Origin of the sequence: Halanaeroarchaeum sp. HSR-CO, from assembly GCF_024972755.1 — an archaeon.
Taxonomy (GTDB): Archaea; Halobacteriota; Halobacteria; order Halobacteriales; family Halobacteriaceae; genus Halanaeroarchaeum.
This window is the reverse complement of record NZ_CP087724.1, coordinates 219311-233735: the sequence shown is the minus strand read 5'-3', so window position 1 is coordinate 233735 and position 14425 is coordinate 219311. Positions and strand designations below refer to the sequence as shown.

The 14425-nt window shown below is 65.9% G+C and carries 16 protein-coding genes; 5 read left to right on the top strand and 11 right to left on the bottom strand.

Going from position 1 to position 14425, the window contains the following annotated elements:
* Entirely contained in the window at window positions 1-135 is a 135-nt protein-coding gene (locus HSRCO_RS01230) for a CopG family transcriptional regulator (protein WP_259518564.1), read from the top strand.
* Here the strand turns inward: HSRCO_RS01230 and HSRCO_RS01225 are convergent.
* The 3 genes from HSRCO_RS01225 to HSRCO_RS01215 all read right to left on the bottom strand — a co-directional run bounded on the left by HSRCO_RS01225 (window position 132) and on the right by HSRCO_RS01215 (window position 1869).
* Complete coding sequence (locus tag HSRCO_RS01225) at window positions 132-590, bottom strand: NOB1 family endonuclease (RefSeq protein ID WP_259518563.1); 459 nt, start codon at window positions 588-590, stop codon at window positions 132-134. The genes HSRCO_RS01230 and HSRCO_RS01225 overlap by 4 nt on opposite strands.
* Window positions 591-833, bottom strand: coding sequence for a PRC-barrel domain-containing protein (locus tag HSRCO_RS01220; protein ID WP_259518562.1), 243 nt, complete (start codon window positions 831-833; stop codon window positions 591-593).
* Between the two features lie 118 nt (window positions 834-951).
* A complete protein-coding gene (locus HSRCO_RS01215; RefSeq protein ID WP_259518561.1) occupies window positions 952-1869 on the bottom strand; it encodes a hypothetical protein in 918 nt (305 codons plus the stop codon).
* Between the two features lie 307 nt (window positions 1870-2176).
* On the opposite strand from HSRCO_RS01215, the gene infB reads away from it, so the two are divergent.
* From infB to HSRCO_RS01200, 3 genes are all read left to right on the top strand, one after another.
* The gene (gene infB / locus HSRCO_RS01210; protein WP_259518560.1) at window positions 2177-3979 is read left to right on the top strand and encodes a translation initiation factor IF-2; all 1803 of its coding nucleotides are present in this window, start codon (window positions 2177-2179) and stop codon (window positions 3977-3979) included.
* A 219-nt stretch (window positions 3980-4198) separates the two neighbouring features.
* Window positions 4199-5497 (top strand): O-acetylhomoserine aminocarboxypropyltransferase/cysteine synthase family protein, encoded by a 1299-nt coding sequence (locus HSRCO_RS01205; RefSeq protein WP_259518559.1) that lies wholly within the window; start codon window positions 4199-4201, stop codon window positions 5495-5497.
* Window positions 5498-5579: 82 nt separating this feature from the next.
* Complete coding sequence (locus HSRCO_RS01200; protein ID WP_259518558.1) at window positions 5580-5834, top strand: hypothetical protein; 255 nt, start codon at window positions 5580-5582, stop codon at window positions 5832-5834.
* 100 nt (window positions 5835-5934) lie between these two features.
* Here HSRCO_RS01200 and HSRCO_RS01195 read toward each other — a convergent pair whose 3' ends face one another.
* The 3 genes from HSRCO_RS01195 to HSRCO_RS01185 all read right to left on the bottom strand — a co-directional run bounded on the left by HSRCO_RS01195 (window position 5935) and on the right by HSRCO_RS01185 (window position 8122).
* Window positions 5935-6303, bottom strand: coding sequence for a DUF5811 family protein (locus HSRCO_RS01195; protein WP_259518557.1), 369 nt, complete (start codon window positions 6301-6303; stop codon window positions 5935-5937).
* Window positions 6304-6345: 42 nt separating this feature from the next.
* A complete protein-coding gene (locus HSRCO_RS01190) occupies window positions 6346-6819 on the bottom strand; it encodes a pyruvoyl-dependent arginine decarboxylase (protein WP_259518556.1) in 474 nt (157 codons plus the stop codon).
* A gap of 73 nt (window positions 6820-6892) precedes the next feature.
* Entirely contained in the window at window positions 6893-8122 is a 1230-nt protein-coding gene (locus HSRCO_RS01185) for a proteasome-activating nucleotidase Pan2 (RefSeq protein WP_259518555.1), read from the bottom strand.
* A gap of 183 nt (window positions 8123-8305) precedes the next feature.
* Here HSRCO_RS01185 and HSRCO_RS01180 point away from each other — a divergent pair, with 183 nt between their 5' ends.
* A complete protein-coding gene (locus tag HSRCO_RS01180) occupies window positions 8306-9397 on the top strand; it encodes a radical SAM protein (RefSeq protein ID WP_259518554.1) in 1092 nt (363 codons plus the stop codon).
* A 23-nt stretch (window positions 9398-9420) separates the two neighbouring features.
* On the opposite strand, the gene pepF is transcribed toward HSRCO_RS01180, so the two are convergent.
* From pepF to HSRCO_RS01155, 5 genes are read right to left on the bottom strand one after another with little or no spacing between them, the layout of a single operon-like run.
* Window positions 9421-11235 carry an oligoendopeptidase F gene (pepF, locus tag HSRCO_RS01175; RefSeq protein ID WP_259518553.1) on the bottom strand — a complete coding sequence of 605 codons (1815 nt, stop codon included), beginning with the start codon at window positions 11233-11235 and terminating at the stop codon, window positions 9421-9423.
* A 37-nt stretch (window positions 11236-11272) separates the two neighbouring features.
* Window positions 11273-12088 carry a tRNA pseudouridine(38-40) synthase TruA gene (gene truA, locus HSRCO_RS01170; protein WP_259518552.1) on the bottom strand — a complete coding sequence of 272 codons (816 nt, stop codon included), beginning with the start codon at window positions 12086-12088 and terminating at the stop codon, window positions 11273-11275.
* Between the two features lie 16 nt (window positions 12089-12104).
* Window positions 12105-13403 carry a histidine--tRNA ligase gene (gene hisS / locus HSRCO_RS01165; RefSeq protein WP_259518551.1) on the bottom strand — a complete coding sequence of 433 codons (1299 nt, stop codon included), beginning with the start codon at window positions 13401-13403 and terminating at the stop codon, window positions 12105-12107.
* Window positions 13404-13447: 44 nt separating this feature from the next.
* Window positions 13448-14050, bottom strand: coding sequence for an asparagine synthase-related protein (locus tag HSRCO_RS01160; protein ID WP_259518550.1), 603 nt, complete (start codon window positions 14048-14050; stop codon window positions 13448-13450).
* A gap of 5 nt (window positions 14051-14055) precedes the next feature.
* On the bottom strand, window positions 14056-14406 hold the full coding sequence (locus tag HSRCO_RS01155; RefSeq protein ID WP_259518549.1) for a DNA-binding protein: 351 nt from the start codon (window positions 14404-14406) through the stop codon (window positions 14056-14058).
* Window positions 14407-14425 lie beyond the last annotated feature (19 nt).

Genomic DNA, 14425 nt, shown 5'->3' with positions numbered 1-14425 from the left:
ATGCAGCGACAGTTCACGGTCGTCTGTGACGACCGGCTGGGGAGGCGGGTCGCGGCTCTCGCGAGGAAGTACGACACGACGGAGGAGGAGGTCGCCCGGCAGTTGATCGAGTACGGTATCGAGTGCCTCGACTAATTGGGGTTCTTTCTCGCGAGTTGACTGCCACAGATGGGACAGCGCTCGCGGTGTTCGTCGAACTCCCGGCCACAGCCCTGGCACTGGAACCGCCAGTCGCGGCGCTCGGCGATGCCCTCCTGGGCGATGACCTCGACGGCCAGGTCGAGGTCGTCCGCCACGTTCTGCATGGCGTAGTCGTCGGTCACGAGGGTCGCATCGAGTTCGAGTGCAGCGGCGAGGAGTCGGACGTCGGTCTCGGAGAGGACGGTCGCGTCACCGGTTCGTTTCGCGGCCTGTCGGACCGTCTGGAGGGTGTTCTCGTCGGGGATCTGGATGTGCATCCCCGCCCCCTCCATGGCGTCGTATCGGTACGCCTGTGCATCGTCGAGTTCGTCTCTGACCGCCGGGATGGTCGCGACGGACTCGTCGGTGTCGAACTCGTGGATGAACGCGGACGTATCGAGGACGTACATCTAGCGTTCGATGACGATGTAATCTTTCACTGCCTGGACGCGACCCACGGGGATGCGAAAGTGCCCCTCGTCGTCCATCGGAAAATCGAGCTGGACGTCGGAGTCCTCGAGCGGTTCGACGAGCAGGTCGTGGAGTTTGCCGCTCTTGAGGTCCATCGAGATGTTGTACAGCCGGCCGAGCTCCGTGCCGTCGGAGCCCATCACGGCCTTTCCAGAGAGGTTCTCGGCGAGTATGTCGGCCATGTCCCGACCATTATCCGGAGAGATTAGTAAACTTTCGCACCGCGTGACACGGACGGCTGACGCTTCGACGGGAGCCACCCGTTTCGTCGATCGGTCGCACGGACTCGATAGCGTCAACTCATCGGTCCAACAGGCCTCGGCCGAGCCGACGCACCCGTCTCCAGATCGATGCCCCCAGTGAGACGAGTCGACCGGGCAGCCACGCCCATACCTCGGTGACCACACCGACGAACCACCCCATCACGAGCACCACCCCGACCCAGAACCCACCATATGCGACCGTGGTCGGGATGAGATGGTCGACGAAGAACCCGACGTGGAATCCCGCAACCAGCCCGCTCTCGAGAAGTGGCCTCGCCAAAACGCCGCTCACCCGCACGAAGAGGGGCCTGGCCGACGGCGAGACGATTCCCACGACCACACTCGGGAGGACGACGAGCGCGACCGTCAGCGGGTACCAGAGGGCGATCCGGGCCAGGACGTGGTCCGCCGACTCGATGTATCCCCAGACGGTCACCAGGGCCACCAGCACCACCAGCCAGAGCGAGACCGTCAGCAAGACCTCCAGCCCGAGCCGGACCGTCGCCGGATACACGATGGTGAGACCGATCACCGTATAGGCCCCGGCCAGAATCTGGATGATACGAAGGCCGAGAGCGCGTCTGACGGTCCTCGCTATCTCGCGTCGATCCGAAATTCCGAGTGCCCCGGCCACAGCGAAACCGGTACCGAGCACGGCTGTGAACAGGACGAGGTAGTAGACGACGGCGAAGACCACGCCCAGGAAGTCAGCGAGCAATCCCCAGAGCCAGCGAGTGACGTCGAACCCCGCTTCGCTCAGGCGTGGAAACAGGTCGAAGGGCTGCTCGATCGGGGGGAGGGGAACCATGCCCACCCACGTCGGGGCGGTGGGGGAGATAGCACGGCTCAGCAGGACGGCCAGTGGCGCCGAAACGACGATCATGAACAGTCCAGCGATCAGGACCCACTGGGCAACCTTCGAGGGGGCAGAGCGGCCTTTTCGCGATCGAGTCATGACTCGACCCTCCTGTCGATGGCAGGCGTCGTGCTTCGAAAGATAGCGGCGTTGGGCACCATTCCTCTACGAATCGTCTCCGGTTGCAGCCTCCCCGACGAATCGCCCTCGACAGCTTCCGTCGGCGATCCCCTGGGGCGACGTGTCTCGAGTGATGGATTCGCGTGTGTGGCGGATATAGCTTTATCAACGGAGAGATATCCGTGAATGGACCGCACACCACACGACAACTCGCCGTCCCAGGGCGATGGAACTAAATTCCCCGACGCCGCGTGTTCGAGTATCGACGGTTCTCCTCGCCATACCCATGTCTGACGCTCCATCTCCCACCCCATCGGACCTTCGAACACCGATCGTCGCCGTCCTCGGCCACGTCGATCACGGAAAGACGAGTCTGCTCGACAAGATCCGCGGCTCGACCGTCATCGAGGGCGAGGCGGGCGCCATCACCCAGCACATCGGCGCGACTGCCGTTCCCCTCGACGTCGTCTCCAGCGTCGCCGGCAGTCTCGTCGACCCCACCGAGTTCGATCTCCCCGGGCTCCTGTTCATCGACACGCCGGGCCACCACGCGTTCACCACCTTGCGCGCCCGCGGCGGGGCTCTGGCCGACATCGCCATCCTCGTGGTCGACGTCAACGACGGCTTCCAGCCACAGACCGAGGAGGCGGTCGCGATCCTCCAGGACAGCCAGACGCCCTTCGTCGTCGCGGCGAACAAGGTCGACACCGTCCCCGGCTGGAATCCCCAGCCCGATTCGCCCATCAAACCGAGCTACGACAGTCAGTCCGACCGAGTCAGAAGCCACCTCGACGAGCGCCTGTACGACATCATCGGGGAACTCTCCGATGCCGGCTTCTCCTCAGATCTCTACTGGCGGGTGCAGAACTTCCGCAAGAACATCGGCGTCATCCCGGTCTCCGCCGAGACGGGCGAGGGCGTCCCGGACCTGCTCACCGTACTCATGGGCCTCTCCCAGCGGTACATGAAAGAGGAGATGGAAGTCGACGTGACCGGCCCGGGCGCCGGCACCGTCCTCGAGGTCAAAGAAGAACAGGGCTTCGGGACCACCCTCGACGTTATCCTCTACGACGGCACCATCGCCGAGGACGACACCATCGTCGTCGGCGCGAAAAACGACCCCATCGTCACCACCGTCCGGGCTCTCCTCAAACCGCGCGAACTGGCCGAGATCCGGACGGAGAAACGCTTCGAGCAAGTCGAGTCCATCGCCGCCGCCTCTGGCGTGAAAATTGCCGCCCCCACTCTCGACGACGCCATGGCGGGGGCGCCGGTCCGCGTCGTCGGCGACCGCGACCTCGAAGCGGTCATCGAAGAGGTGACCGCCGAACTCGCCGAGGTCGCCGTGGAGACCGCCGAAGACGGCATCGTCGTCAAGGCCGACACCCTGGGCAGCCTCGAGGCGTTGGTCAACTCCCTGGAGGAGGCCGAGATACCGGTCATGCGTGCCGAGGTCGGGGACATCGCCCCGCGGGACGTGAGCGTGGCGACGACCGTCGAGGACGACACCTATCGCGCCATCCTCGGGTTCAACGTGGAGATGCTGGGCGATTCGGCCGACCGCGCCGACCAGCAGGACGTCGAGGTCTTCCGCAACGACGTCATCTATCAGCTCATCGAGGAGTACGAGGGCCACGTCGAGGCCATCGAGACGGCCCAGCGCGAGGCGGTCTTCGAGAACGTCATCCGCCCGGCCCGCTTCAGGATCCTCAAAGACCACGTGTTCCGGCAGAACGACCCCGCCGTCGTCGGCGTCGAGATATCCTCCGGCACGCTCAAACGCAACGTCCCGGTCGGCTACTTCACCGACGATAACGACTTCACGCGCGTGGGCGTGCTGAAGGGCCTTCAGGACCAGGGCGAAGACGTCGACGAAGCCCGCGCCGGCGAGCAACTCGCCGCCTCCATCGACGGTCCGACCGTGGGACGAGACATCGACGAGGGCGACGTCCTGTGGGTGGACCTCCCGGAGAAGCACGCGAAGGTGCTGGAACAGGAGTTGCGGGAAGACCTGCCGGCCGACGAGCGCGAGGCGTTGAGTCAGTACCTGGAAACGCGGCGGAAGCGGGACCCGTTCTGGGGGAAATAACGATTCAGGCCGGCGGTCGTGCTGACTTCCGGAAGAGACGGACACCCGTAGTCCGAGGGGGTTCTTCGAACGAATTCTACCCGTCGATCTGAGCCCGTGAGTGCCCGCCATCGACGTCTGGAGAGACCGCCGTCCCACCCTATTGGATATTACCATTGGACATTTATTTTGTGAAGTAAATCCGCCACAGTTATTTACTCCGGGCCGTTCTGTCGCGATATGGCCGACGACCACGACCCCGAACGGCGCGGCCTCGCCACCGAGAGCGTCCACGCCGGGCAGACGGTCGACCCCACGACCAAATCACGCGCACCGCCCATCTATCAGACGAGTTCATACGTCTTCGACGACGCCGAACACGCCGCCAGCCTGTTCGCGCTCGAAGAGGCCGGCAACATCTACAGCCGACTCGGCAACCCGACCAGCGCGATGCTCGAGGAGCGTATCGCCACGCTGGAGGGTGGGGCGGCTGCGGTCGCCACGAACAGCGGAATGGCCGCCTTCGACACCATTACCCTCCTCCTCGCGGAGGCCGGTGACAACATCGTCACCGCCTCGGCCATCTACGGCGGGACCCACACCTACCTCTCGCACACTGCTTCCAGACGGGGTATCGAAGCCCGGTTCGTCGACACACTCGACCCACAGGCCTACGCGGAGGCCATCGACGAGGACACCGCGTTCGTCCACCTGGAGACTATCGGCAATCCGGCGCTCGTGACACCGGATATCGAGGCCGTCGCCGACGTGGCCCACGAGCACGAAGCACCCCTGGTCGTGGACAACACCTTCGCGACGCCCGTGCTGGCCAATCCAATCGAGCACGGCGCGGACATCGTCTGGCACTCCACGACGAAGTGGATCACCGGCAGCGGGTCGACCATCGGCGGGGTCATCGTCGACGGCGGCACCTTCCCCTGGGAGGCGGCCGACTATCCCGAGATATCGGGCGAGAACCCCGCCTATCACGGCGTCGACTTCCAAGAGCGGTTCGGCGAGGTCGCCTTCGCGACGGCGGCCCGCGCCCGGGCACTGCGCGACCTGGGCAACCAGCAGTCGCCGTTCGACGCCTGGGTCACGCTCCAGAAACTGGAGACGCTCCCGATTCGAATCCGCCAGCACGTCGAGAACGCCCAGACGGTCGCGGAGTACCTCGAGGACCACGAGGCTGTCTCCTGGGTGAACTACCCCGGCCTCGAGAGCCACGAGACCCACGAGGCCGCGTCGCGGTACCTCGACGGTGGCTACGGTGGCATGATCACCTTCGGCCTGGCGGACGGCTACGAGGCGGGCAAACGGGTCACCGAGGAAGTCGAACTCGCGAGTTTGCTCGCCAACGTCGGGGACGCGAAGACGTTGATCATCCACCCCGCCTCGACGACCCACCAGCAACTCACCGACGCGGAGAAACGCGCGGGTGGCGTCACCGACGACCTGGTCCGCCTCTCGGTCGGTATCGAGGATGCGGAGGACATCGTCGCGGACCTCTCGCAGGCCATCGACGCCGCGACCAGATGAGAACGACATAACCTATCGCCACCCTACATCAGGGTTTTGAAAATAGTTTTAAGTATTCCGAATTGTTCTAGAGACAACTGAGGTGAGTTTCATGGTCGCGCGAGACGCACCACGGATCGCACCGTTTGGCGGACGACCGATCCTCTCCCTGTACGACCTGCTCCTGCTCGCCATCCCGTTCGCCTTCTTCGTCGGCGCGGTGGGTGCAGGACTGCTGGGCTATCCCCTCGCCACCGGATTCAAGGCAGGTGGCCTCCTCGCGGTCGTTCCGACCGTCTACGCGCTCTTCGGTGCACCGCCGACCGGCGGGAGAACGCAGTCAGGGAGCGCCCAGTAACCACGGCTCTACGGACTCGTTCTCGCTCAGAAACCGGTGGTCCTATCGAGCGTGCTGTGAGCGCGGCCGTCCCATAGCGCAGTCCGTGAAAACGATCGTCTCATCGCGCCGTCTGTGAGACGTCGTCGCCCATCGCTCGTTTCACCTGGAGGGCAGCACTCGCCGCGAGGCCACGGGCCACCTCGTCGACGTCCTCGTCGGTGATGAGTTCCTCTGCATCGAGGTCCGGGTCGAAACCCGCGCTGACGGGGTTCCCGACTGGCGGGTGGACCGAGACCGTAACCCGTACGCCGCCGGAGCCGGTGCCCACGTTGGACCCGACGACGTACTCGTCGGGGAGGAAGGTCCGGGTCCGGGCGGCAACGCTCGAGACGCGGGCCTCGAGACTCCGACGCTGGGCGGTCGTCAGGTCGACGGACTCCGTCGTGTCATCGCCCGGTTGCCCCACGTAGGGGGTGTTCGCATTCATCTCGCTTCACTACTGGCCCACCACTGAAAACGTTTTCCGGTCTCAGACAATGCTGCGACTTTCCCCGTAGACGCCCAGAACGGCCGCCGCGGCGTACTCCCCCGAGTCGGCGGTTCTGCTCACGGATCGGACCGATCGATCGGTCACCGACCAGTCACGGAGCGCCTCCCCCGCAGACAATCCCTCGCGAACCCGAGTCTCGACGTCCGAGGCGTCGGTCTCGCCGGCGGCCTCGTAAAAGAGACCAGGGCCCGGCCCGGTCGCCCACCCGAGCGCGGCCGAGACGGTCTGCGGTCCCGCCGCGGTGGCGTGGGCCTGCACGACGGTGAGACGATTCCCCGCCGGGCCGAGGTCGGATGCGGTCCCGACGGCCTCGACCGTCGCCTCGGCCGGGACGACGGAGGAGACGCCGATAAGGTTGTAGTTGTGGACGTTCGCATCGGCGAGCGCGGCGTCGTAGGCGGCCATCTCGGTCGGACCGGTACCGGTCCCCCAGACGACCCGGATCGTGGTCATGACTGTGTGATTGCGCCAGGCGTCGAAAAGCGGTGTCGGTTCGGTGGTCCCGGCGTCCTTCTGCAGTCCCAGTTCAGTGAATGTAGGTCGTGTAGGCCGGCGAGTCCGAGTTCGCGTCGTCGACGAGTTTCTCCCGGGCCGCACGGAAGTCGTCCATGGTGACCGTCGCGCGGTCGTCGCGGATGGCGAACATCCCGGCTTCGGTTGTCAGACTCTGGAGTTGTGCCCCGTTGAAGCCTTCCGTCTGGCGGGCCAACGCCTCGTAGTCTATCTCGTCGGCGAGCGCCATCCGTTCGGTGTGGATTCTGAGTATCTCGGCGCGGGCCTCCTGGTCCGGTTCTGGCACCTCGATGAGGCGGTCGAACCGACCCGGGCGGAGGATGGCGCGGTCGAGCATGTCGAAGCGGTTGGTAGCCGCCATGATGCGCACCTCGCCGCGCTCGTCGAAGCCGTCCATCTCCGAGAGCAGTTGCATCATCGTCCGCTGGACCTCCGCGTCCCCCGAGGTCTTCGAATCGGTCCGCTTCGAGGCCACCGCGTCGATCTCGTCGATGAAGATGATGGCGGGTTCTCGCTGTTCGGCGAGTTCGAAGAGGTCCCTGACGAGTCGAGAGCCCTCGCCGATGAACTTGCGGACGAGTTCGGACCCGGCCATCTTGATGAAGGTCGCGTCGGTCTGGTTCGCGACGGCCTTCGCGAGCATGGTCTTGCCCGTGCCCGGCGGGCCGTGCAGGAGGACGCCGCTCGGCGGTTCGACGCCGACGGCCGAGAACTTCTCGGGGTTGTTGAGCGGGTCCTCGACGGCCTCCTGGACCTCGCGCATCTCCTCGGCCAGGCCACCGATGTCCTCGTACGTGACGTCTGGAGAGGCCTCGACCTCCATGGCCTGGGCTCTCGCGTCGGTCTCGTCGTCGAGCACCTCCTGGATGGCGAAGGAGTCGTTGATGGCGACCCGGTCGCCCATATCGACTGTCTCGTGTATCTCCTGGGAGACCTCGGTGAGGACCTCCTGATTGTTCCCGTGTTGTTTGATGACGGCCTCACCCTCGTCGAAGACGTCTTCGACGGTCGCGAGGTACAGCGACGCCGTCTTCAGCGTCTCGTTCTCGCGCTGGAGGCGGTCCACCTCCTCTCTGAGATGATCGCGCTGCTCCTCGATACGGTCGAGTTGCGTCTCGAGTTGCTGCTGGACATTCACAATGTCCCGGTAATGCGACGTCAGTGCGGCCAGGCGCTCCTCCGGCGTTAGCTCTGGGTCGAGGTCGAGCGTCGGCCGGTCCGGCAGAATGGGACTGCGGGACATCCGCTCGGACCTATGGCCGCGAGAAAGAAGTTCCTTTGGGTGTGCGAACGCCGATTCGCCCTCGGTCGCCGCCGGACGGCAGCCATCCGTCCGACGCGATCGAAGAACACTGGGACGAACGCATTCCCAGTGAGCGACCATCGGCTATGTTCATTTATACGCACCGGCGAGTACGCAGTAAACATGCCCGACGGGGACCACCCTGGCGGCCATCCCGGCGGACACCCGGGCGGCCGCGATTACAGCGACACACCGCTCATCGTCACCTGGGAGGTAACGCAAGCCTGCGACCTCGAGTGCGACCACTGCCGTGCGTCGGCCCAGCCGGACCGCGATCCAGCGGAGCTCTCGACCGAGCAGGGAAAGGCACTCGTCGACTCGGTCGCGCAGTTCGGCCATCCCTCGCCCATCTTCGTCATCTCCGGCGGCGACCCGCTCAAGCGCCCCGACCTCTTCGAGTTGATCGAGTACGCCACCGACAGGGGCGTTCCCACCGCCGCGACGCCGGCCCCGACCGAGAACTTGACCAGGGAGACCATCGAGCGCTTCGCGGACAGTGGCGTCAAACGCATCGCCCTCTCGCTCGACGGTGCCACCCCCGAAGCCCACGACGAGTTCCGGGGCGAGGAGGGCTCGTTCGACACCATCACGCGCGCGGCCAGGCAGGCGACCGACGCGGGTCTCGGTATCCAGATCAACACCACCGTGACGGCGAACACGGTCGACGACCTGCCAGCGATAGCCGACCGCATGGAGGACCTCGGAGCAGCGATGTGGGAGGTCTTCTTCCTCGTCCCCATCGGCCGGGGCGAGGACCTCGCGCAGATCAGTCCCGAGCGGTCGCTAGAGGTGATGGAGTGGCTCTATCGGCGCCAGCGAGACGCCCCCTATCGCGTCATCACGGTCGAAGCCCCACACTACCGTCGCGTGGCCGACCGGGTCGAACGAACGGACTCGGGGCGAGGGGTTCGGGTCGGTTCGACGCGGGCCGGTGAGGGCTTCGTCTTCGTCAGTTACGAGGGCGAGGTCTATCCGTCGGGCTTTCTCCCCCAATCCGGCGGCAACGTGACCGATCGCGACCTCGTCGACATCTACCGGAACAGTGCGCTCTTCGAGCAGATCCGCGACGTCGACGAACTCCTCGGCTCCTGTCGCACCTGCGAGTTCCGCGACCTCTGTGGCGGGTCGCGCTCGCGGGCACACGCCGTGACCGGGAGCCCCTTCGCCAGCGATCCGCTCTGTCCCTGGGTCGATGACCTCGGCGTCGACGCGTAGGTCGAAGGGGGCGGGCGACCCTGCTACGTCTCGAGTTCGCCTTCCTCCTCGAGGAGCGCCGCCATCTCGTCGAGTTGCTCGTCGTAGACGTCGAGTGCCGTCTGAATCGGCTCCGGAGAGGTCATGTCGACCCCGGCGGTCTCCAGCACCGAGATGGGATACTCGCTCCCGCCGAGTCTGAGCGCGTCCAGGTAGTCCTCGGCCGCCGACTCCCCTTCCGAGCGGATGCGGTCCGCGATGGCGACCGCCGCGGACATGCCCGTGCTGTACTGGAAGACGTAGTAATCGTAGAAGAAGTGGGGGACCCGCATCCACTCCCGGTCGATGTGGTCGTCGAGTACGGCGGGTTCGTAGTACGCTGCCTTGCGCTCGCCGTAGACCTCGTCGAGTCGGTCGGGCGTGAGTGCCTCGCCCGACTCGGCGAGCGTGTGGATCCGGTGTTCGAAGTCGGCGAACATGGTCTGGCGGAACAGGGTCGAGCGGAACCGCTCCAGGTACTCGTTGAGCACGTGGGCCCTGACTGCCGGGTCCTCGACGGTCTCCAGGAGGTGGGCCGTGAGCAGCGCCTCGTTCACCGTCGAGGCGACCTCGGCGACGAATATCTCGTAGTCGGCGTAGACGTAGGGCTGGTGCTCGCTCGCGAGCTCGGAGTGCAGCGAGTGGCCCAGTTCGTGGGCCAGCGTGTACATCGAGGAGATGTCGTCCTGGTAGTTGAGGAGGATGTACGGCTGGGTGTCGTAGGTCCCGCCGGAGTACGCCCCGGCGCGCTTGCCCCGGTTCTCGAAGGCGTCCACCCAGCGAGAATCGAGTCCGTCCGCGACGCGCGCCTGGTAGTCCTCGCCGAGCGGTGCGACGGCCTCGACGACGTGTTCGCGTGCCTCCTCGTACTCGAATTCGGGCGATTCGCCCGGTGCGACGGGCATGTAGAGGTCCCACGATCGGAGGTCGTCGACCCCGAGCGACCGGCGTTTGAGGTCGGCGTGGCGGTGGAGACGGCCGAGGTTCGCCTCGACGGTCTCCACGAGTGCGTCGTACACCTCGACTGGGATGTTCGGATCGTCGAGTGCCGCCTCGCGGGCCGTCTCGTAGTCCCGGATCCTGGCGGTCTTCACGTCGGTCTTGACCTGGTACTTGAGCGCCGATCCGATGGTGTTACGAACGCCCGAGAACTCCTCGAAGAACGTCTCGTGGACGGTCTGGCGGAACTCGCGGTCGGGTTCTTTGAGCAGGACGGTGAAATTCGACTGGGAGAGTTCGACCTCGGTGCCATCGGGCCTCTCGACGGTCGGGAAGGTGAGGTCGGCGTTCGTCAGCATGCCGTAGATGTCGCTGGGGGCGCCGAGCACCTCACCGATCTCCGAGAGAACTTCCTCGACCGCCGCCGATCTGGTGTGCGGTTTGCGTCGGAGCACGTCGTCGAGATAATGCTCGTAGGTCTCGAGGCCGGGTGTCGCGTCGATCATCGACGCGATCTCGTCGGGGTCCGCGGACTGGATCTCCGGGCCGAAGAAGGAGACCGCACTCGACGCCTCCGAGCCGAGGGTCTGCGCACGGGCGGAGAGTGCCTGGTACTGCTGATCGCGGGTGTCCTCGTCGGACCGCATCCGGGCGTACGCGGCAACGGTCTGCAGGGTCCGCATCACCGAGTCGCGGAGTTCGAGAGCCGAGAGTAGCGTCTCACCGTCTCGGGTGAGTCGCCCCTCGTAGTCCGACAGGTCGGCGAGGCGTTCCTGGACCGACTCGAAGTCATCCTCCCACTCTTCTTCGGTTTCGTAGATGGCCTCGAGGTCCCACGTGTATCGGTCGTCGATCTCGTCGCGCTCGGGGACACGTGACATACCACGTCCGTAGGGGCGGCCCCCGGTATGTAATTGGCTATCGTGGCGACTCGGTCGCGGTATCGATCCCCGCGGCGATGGCGTCGGCGACTTTCGAGCGAGTGCGACTCTCGACCGCCGCCCCGTGGAACCGTGACCTGGCCGCCCGGGCCGCCTCCTCGTCGACGTGGAAGGAGACATCGTACGCGACGCGCCGAAGGACGAGTGGAGAGGCCGGCGCGGGTGGGACGCCCTCGGGACCGTCGATCGGTTCCGTCCCGAGCACCGTCGCCACCTTCGAGACCGGGGCGGCGCCGGACCCGACGGCCCGAACGAGCGAGACGACGCGCCTGACGAGTTCGCGGGCGAAACCGCTCGAGCGAAGCGTCACGACGAGATACGAGCCATCGCGGACGATCTCACCCCGCAGCCGTCTGACCGTGTTCTCGTCGTCCGGAGTCAAGTTGTGGAAATCGTGTTCGCCACGGAGTGCAGCGAGCGCATCCCGAGCGCGCTCGTCGTCGATATCGGGGGCATAGAGGAAGTAGCGGTACTCCCGCCACTGCGCGTCGTAGGTCGCGTGAAAATCGTCTGGTGCGTCCGCCGACGCCCACGCCCACACGGAATCGGGGAGTTCGCCGTTCAGGGCACGGGGCGAGAGCCAGTCGGGCGAGCGAATGGCGACCGTCTGTGCGCGTGCGGAGACGCCGGCGTCCGTCCGCCCGGCCGCGCTGTAGCCTGGCGGTTTGTCGTCCTCGAAGATTTCCAGTGCGCGGAGCGCGTCGAAGATGGCGTCCTCGACGGTGGGGACCGAGGGCTGACGCTGGAACCCGTGGAACGGGCGACCGTCGTAGGCGATTCTGAACGCTCGCATGGGAGGATAGCCCGGCCTACACGAAGTCCCCGTATCGTGGCGCGGTCTTTTCGCCCGGGAACTCCTCGACCGGGACGGCGACCTGGTCGCCCGAGACCATGTCCTTAACCGTGATCTCGCCGTTCTCGAGGTCGCGTTCCCCGACGATGACGGTCGTCTCGGCGTTGATGGCGTCTGCGTACTGGAGTTGCGACCCGAACGAGCGAGCGGAGACGTCCGTCTCGACCACGTGGCCCCGAGAGCGGAGGTCGCGGGCGATCGCTGCCGCCACCGCTCGCGTGTCGCCGACCTGGAGGACGTAGTAGTCCGTCGTCGGCGTCTCCTCGGGCCAGACCCCGGCGCGCTGGAGGAGCAACGAGAGCGGGGCGAGGCCCGGGGCGACGCCGACCGCGGGGGTCGACTGGCCGCCGAAGCTCTCGATGAGGTCGTCGTATCGTCCACCGCCGAAGACCGCCCGGGAGACCTCGCCGGTGGAGTCGAAACACTCGAAGACCACACCGGTGTAGTAATCGAGCCCGCGGGCCGTCTCCAGCGAGAGGGTGGCGTACTCGCGGACGCCGAGGTCCTCGGCCGCCTCGAGGACCGCCTGCAGGTTCTCGACCGCAGTGCGAACGCGGTCGGTACCAGCGAAGTCGGTGAGGTCGTCGAGGTCGTCGGTCCCGAGGAGCTCGTCGACCGTCTCGGCTTCGTCGTAGGTGAGCCCCGCTTCGTGGAGCAGGTCGTAGTACTCCGCGGTCTCGACCTTGGCGCTCTTGTCGACTGCCCGGATGGCCGCCCGCAGGTCGACGTCCGAGTCGACGGCCTCCAGGAGACCCCCGAGGATGTCGCGGTGGGAGACGCGGAACTCGAAGTCCGCTGCGTCGAGACCCAGGTCCGTCATGGCGTCGGCGGCGTACGCCAGTATCTCCGCATCCGCCGCCGGTTCGGCGGACCCGAAGATGTCGACGTTCGTCTGGTAGAACTCGCGAAAGCGTCCCTGCTGAGGCTCCTCGTAGCGCCAGAACGGGCGCGTCGAGAACCACTTGATGGGTTTCGAGAGTTCCTGCCCTTTCGCCACGACCATCCGTGCGACCGTCGGGGTGAGTTCCGGCGTGAGCGCGACGTCTCGCCCTCCCTGGTCGGTGAACGTATAGAGTTCGTCGACGATCTCCTCGCCGCTCTTGTCCACGTACATCCGTGTCCGTTCCAGGGCCGGCGTCCCCACCTCGCGGAAGCCGTAGCCCCGGGCGGTCGCCTCGAGCGAGTCGATGACCGCTCGCCGGGCACTCATCTCACCGGGATAGAAGTCGCGAAATCCCTTGAGCCGGTCGTACATGTACCCGGTTTCGACCACGCCGCGCTTGAATCTGTCCGTTGACCTCAGCCCGAGTTGCTGAGCCCCTTCACCACGGTCTGGGTGTGATCGGGGAAGACGTCGGCGACGGCCGACTCGCCGTACTCCTCGGCGATGAGGGCACGGAGTTCGCTCTCGTAATCCGCCTTGCTGATCTCCTCGCTCGGCCCCACCGTGACGTCGAGTTCCGCGTCGACGAGTCGGTCGACGGCGTGGCGACCGAACCCCGAGAGCGGCGCGATGTAATCGACGTCGTAGCGGTCCTCCAGGCTCTGTGCCTGCGCCCTCGAGACGGTGGGGACGCGGTCGTCACGACGGGTCCCGTCCGCGATAGCGTCGAAGGCCGGGACCTGGGCGATGGTCTCCAGGGCGTGCTGGTGGACCGTCTGGATGCCGTTGCGCGGATAGCCATCCTCGAGCATCCGCTCGATGGCGTCCTGGGCGACGTCCGATTCCATCACGACCGTCTCGAAGTCGAATCCAACGGCGTCCGCGGCCTCGCGAGCGAATCGCCAGTCCTCGGTGACGTCGAAGTGGGCGGTGACGAGCGTGACGTCGTAAAAGCGGTCGAGGACGAGCGCCGCGAGCGACGAATCCTTGCCGCCGGAGTAGAGGAGGCCGAGTTGCATCCGCGTTACCGCCGCTCGATGTTGAAGCTCGTCGAGTCGGGTTTGAGCTCGTTGAGCAACTCCTTCATCTTCGCCTCGTCGATCTTATCGCGGAGTCGCCCCGACTGGGCGAGCGCGACCACCTGCTGTTCGACCTGTTCGCCGAAGTCCGGGCGACTCATCTTCACCGTGTTGAGGCGTTTTCGGGCGCCGTCGGTGAGGTGCTGTTTGAGCAGGGCGTTCTTCTGGGCCTCGGCCTGTTCGCGTTGGGCCTGGACGGCCTCCTCCTGGCCCTCACCCCCCTGCTGTTGCTGTAGCTCCTGCAGCTTTTCCTCGCGAAGCTGTTCGAGGCGGTCGTCGTCGGGCCCCTGGCTCATAGTGATATACCGTAGCCGG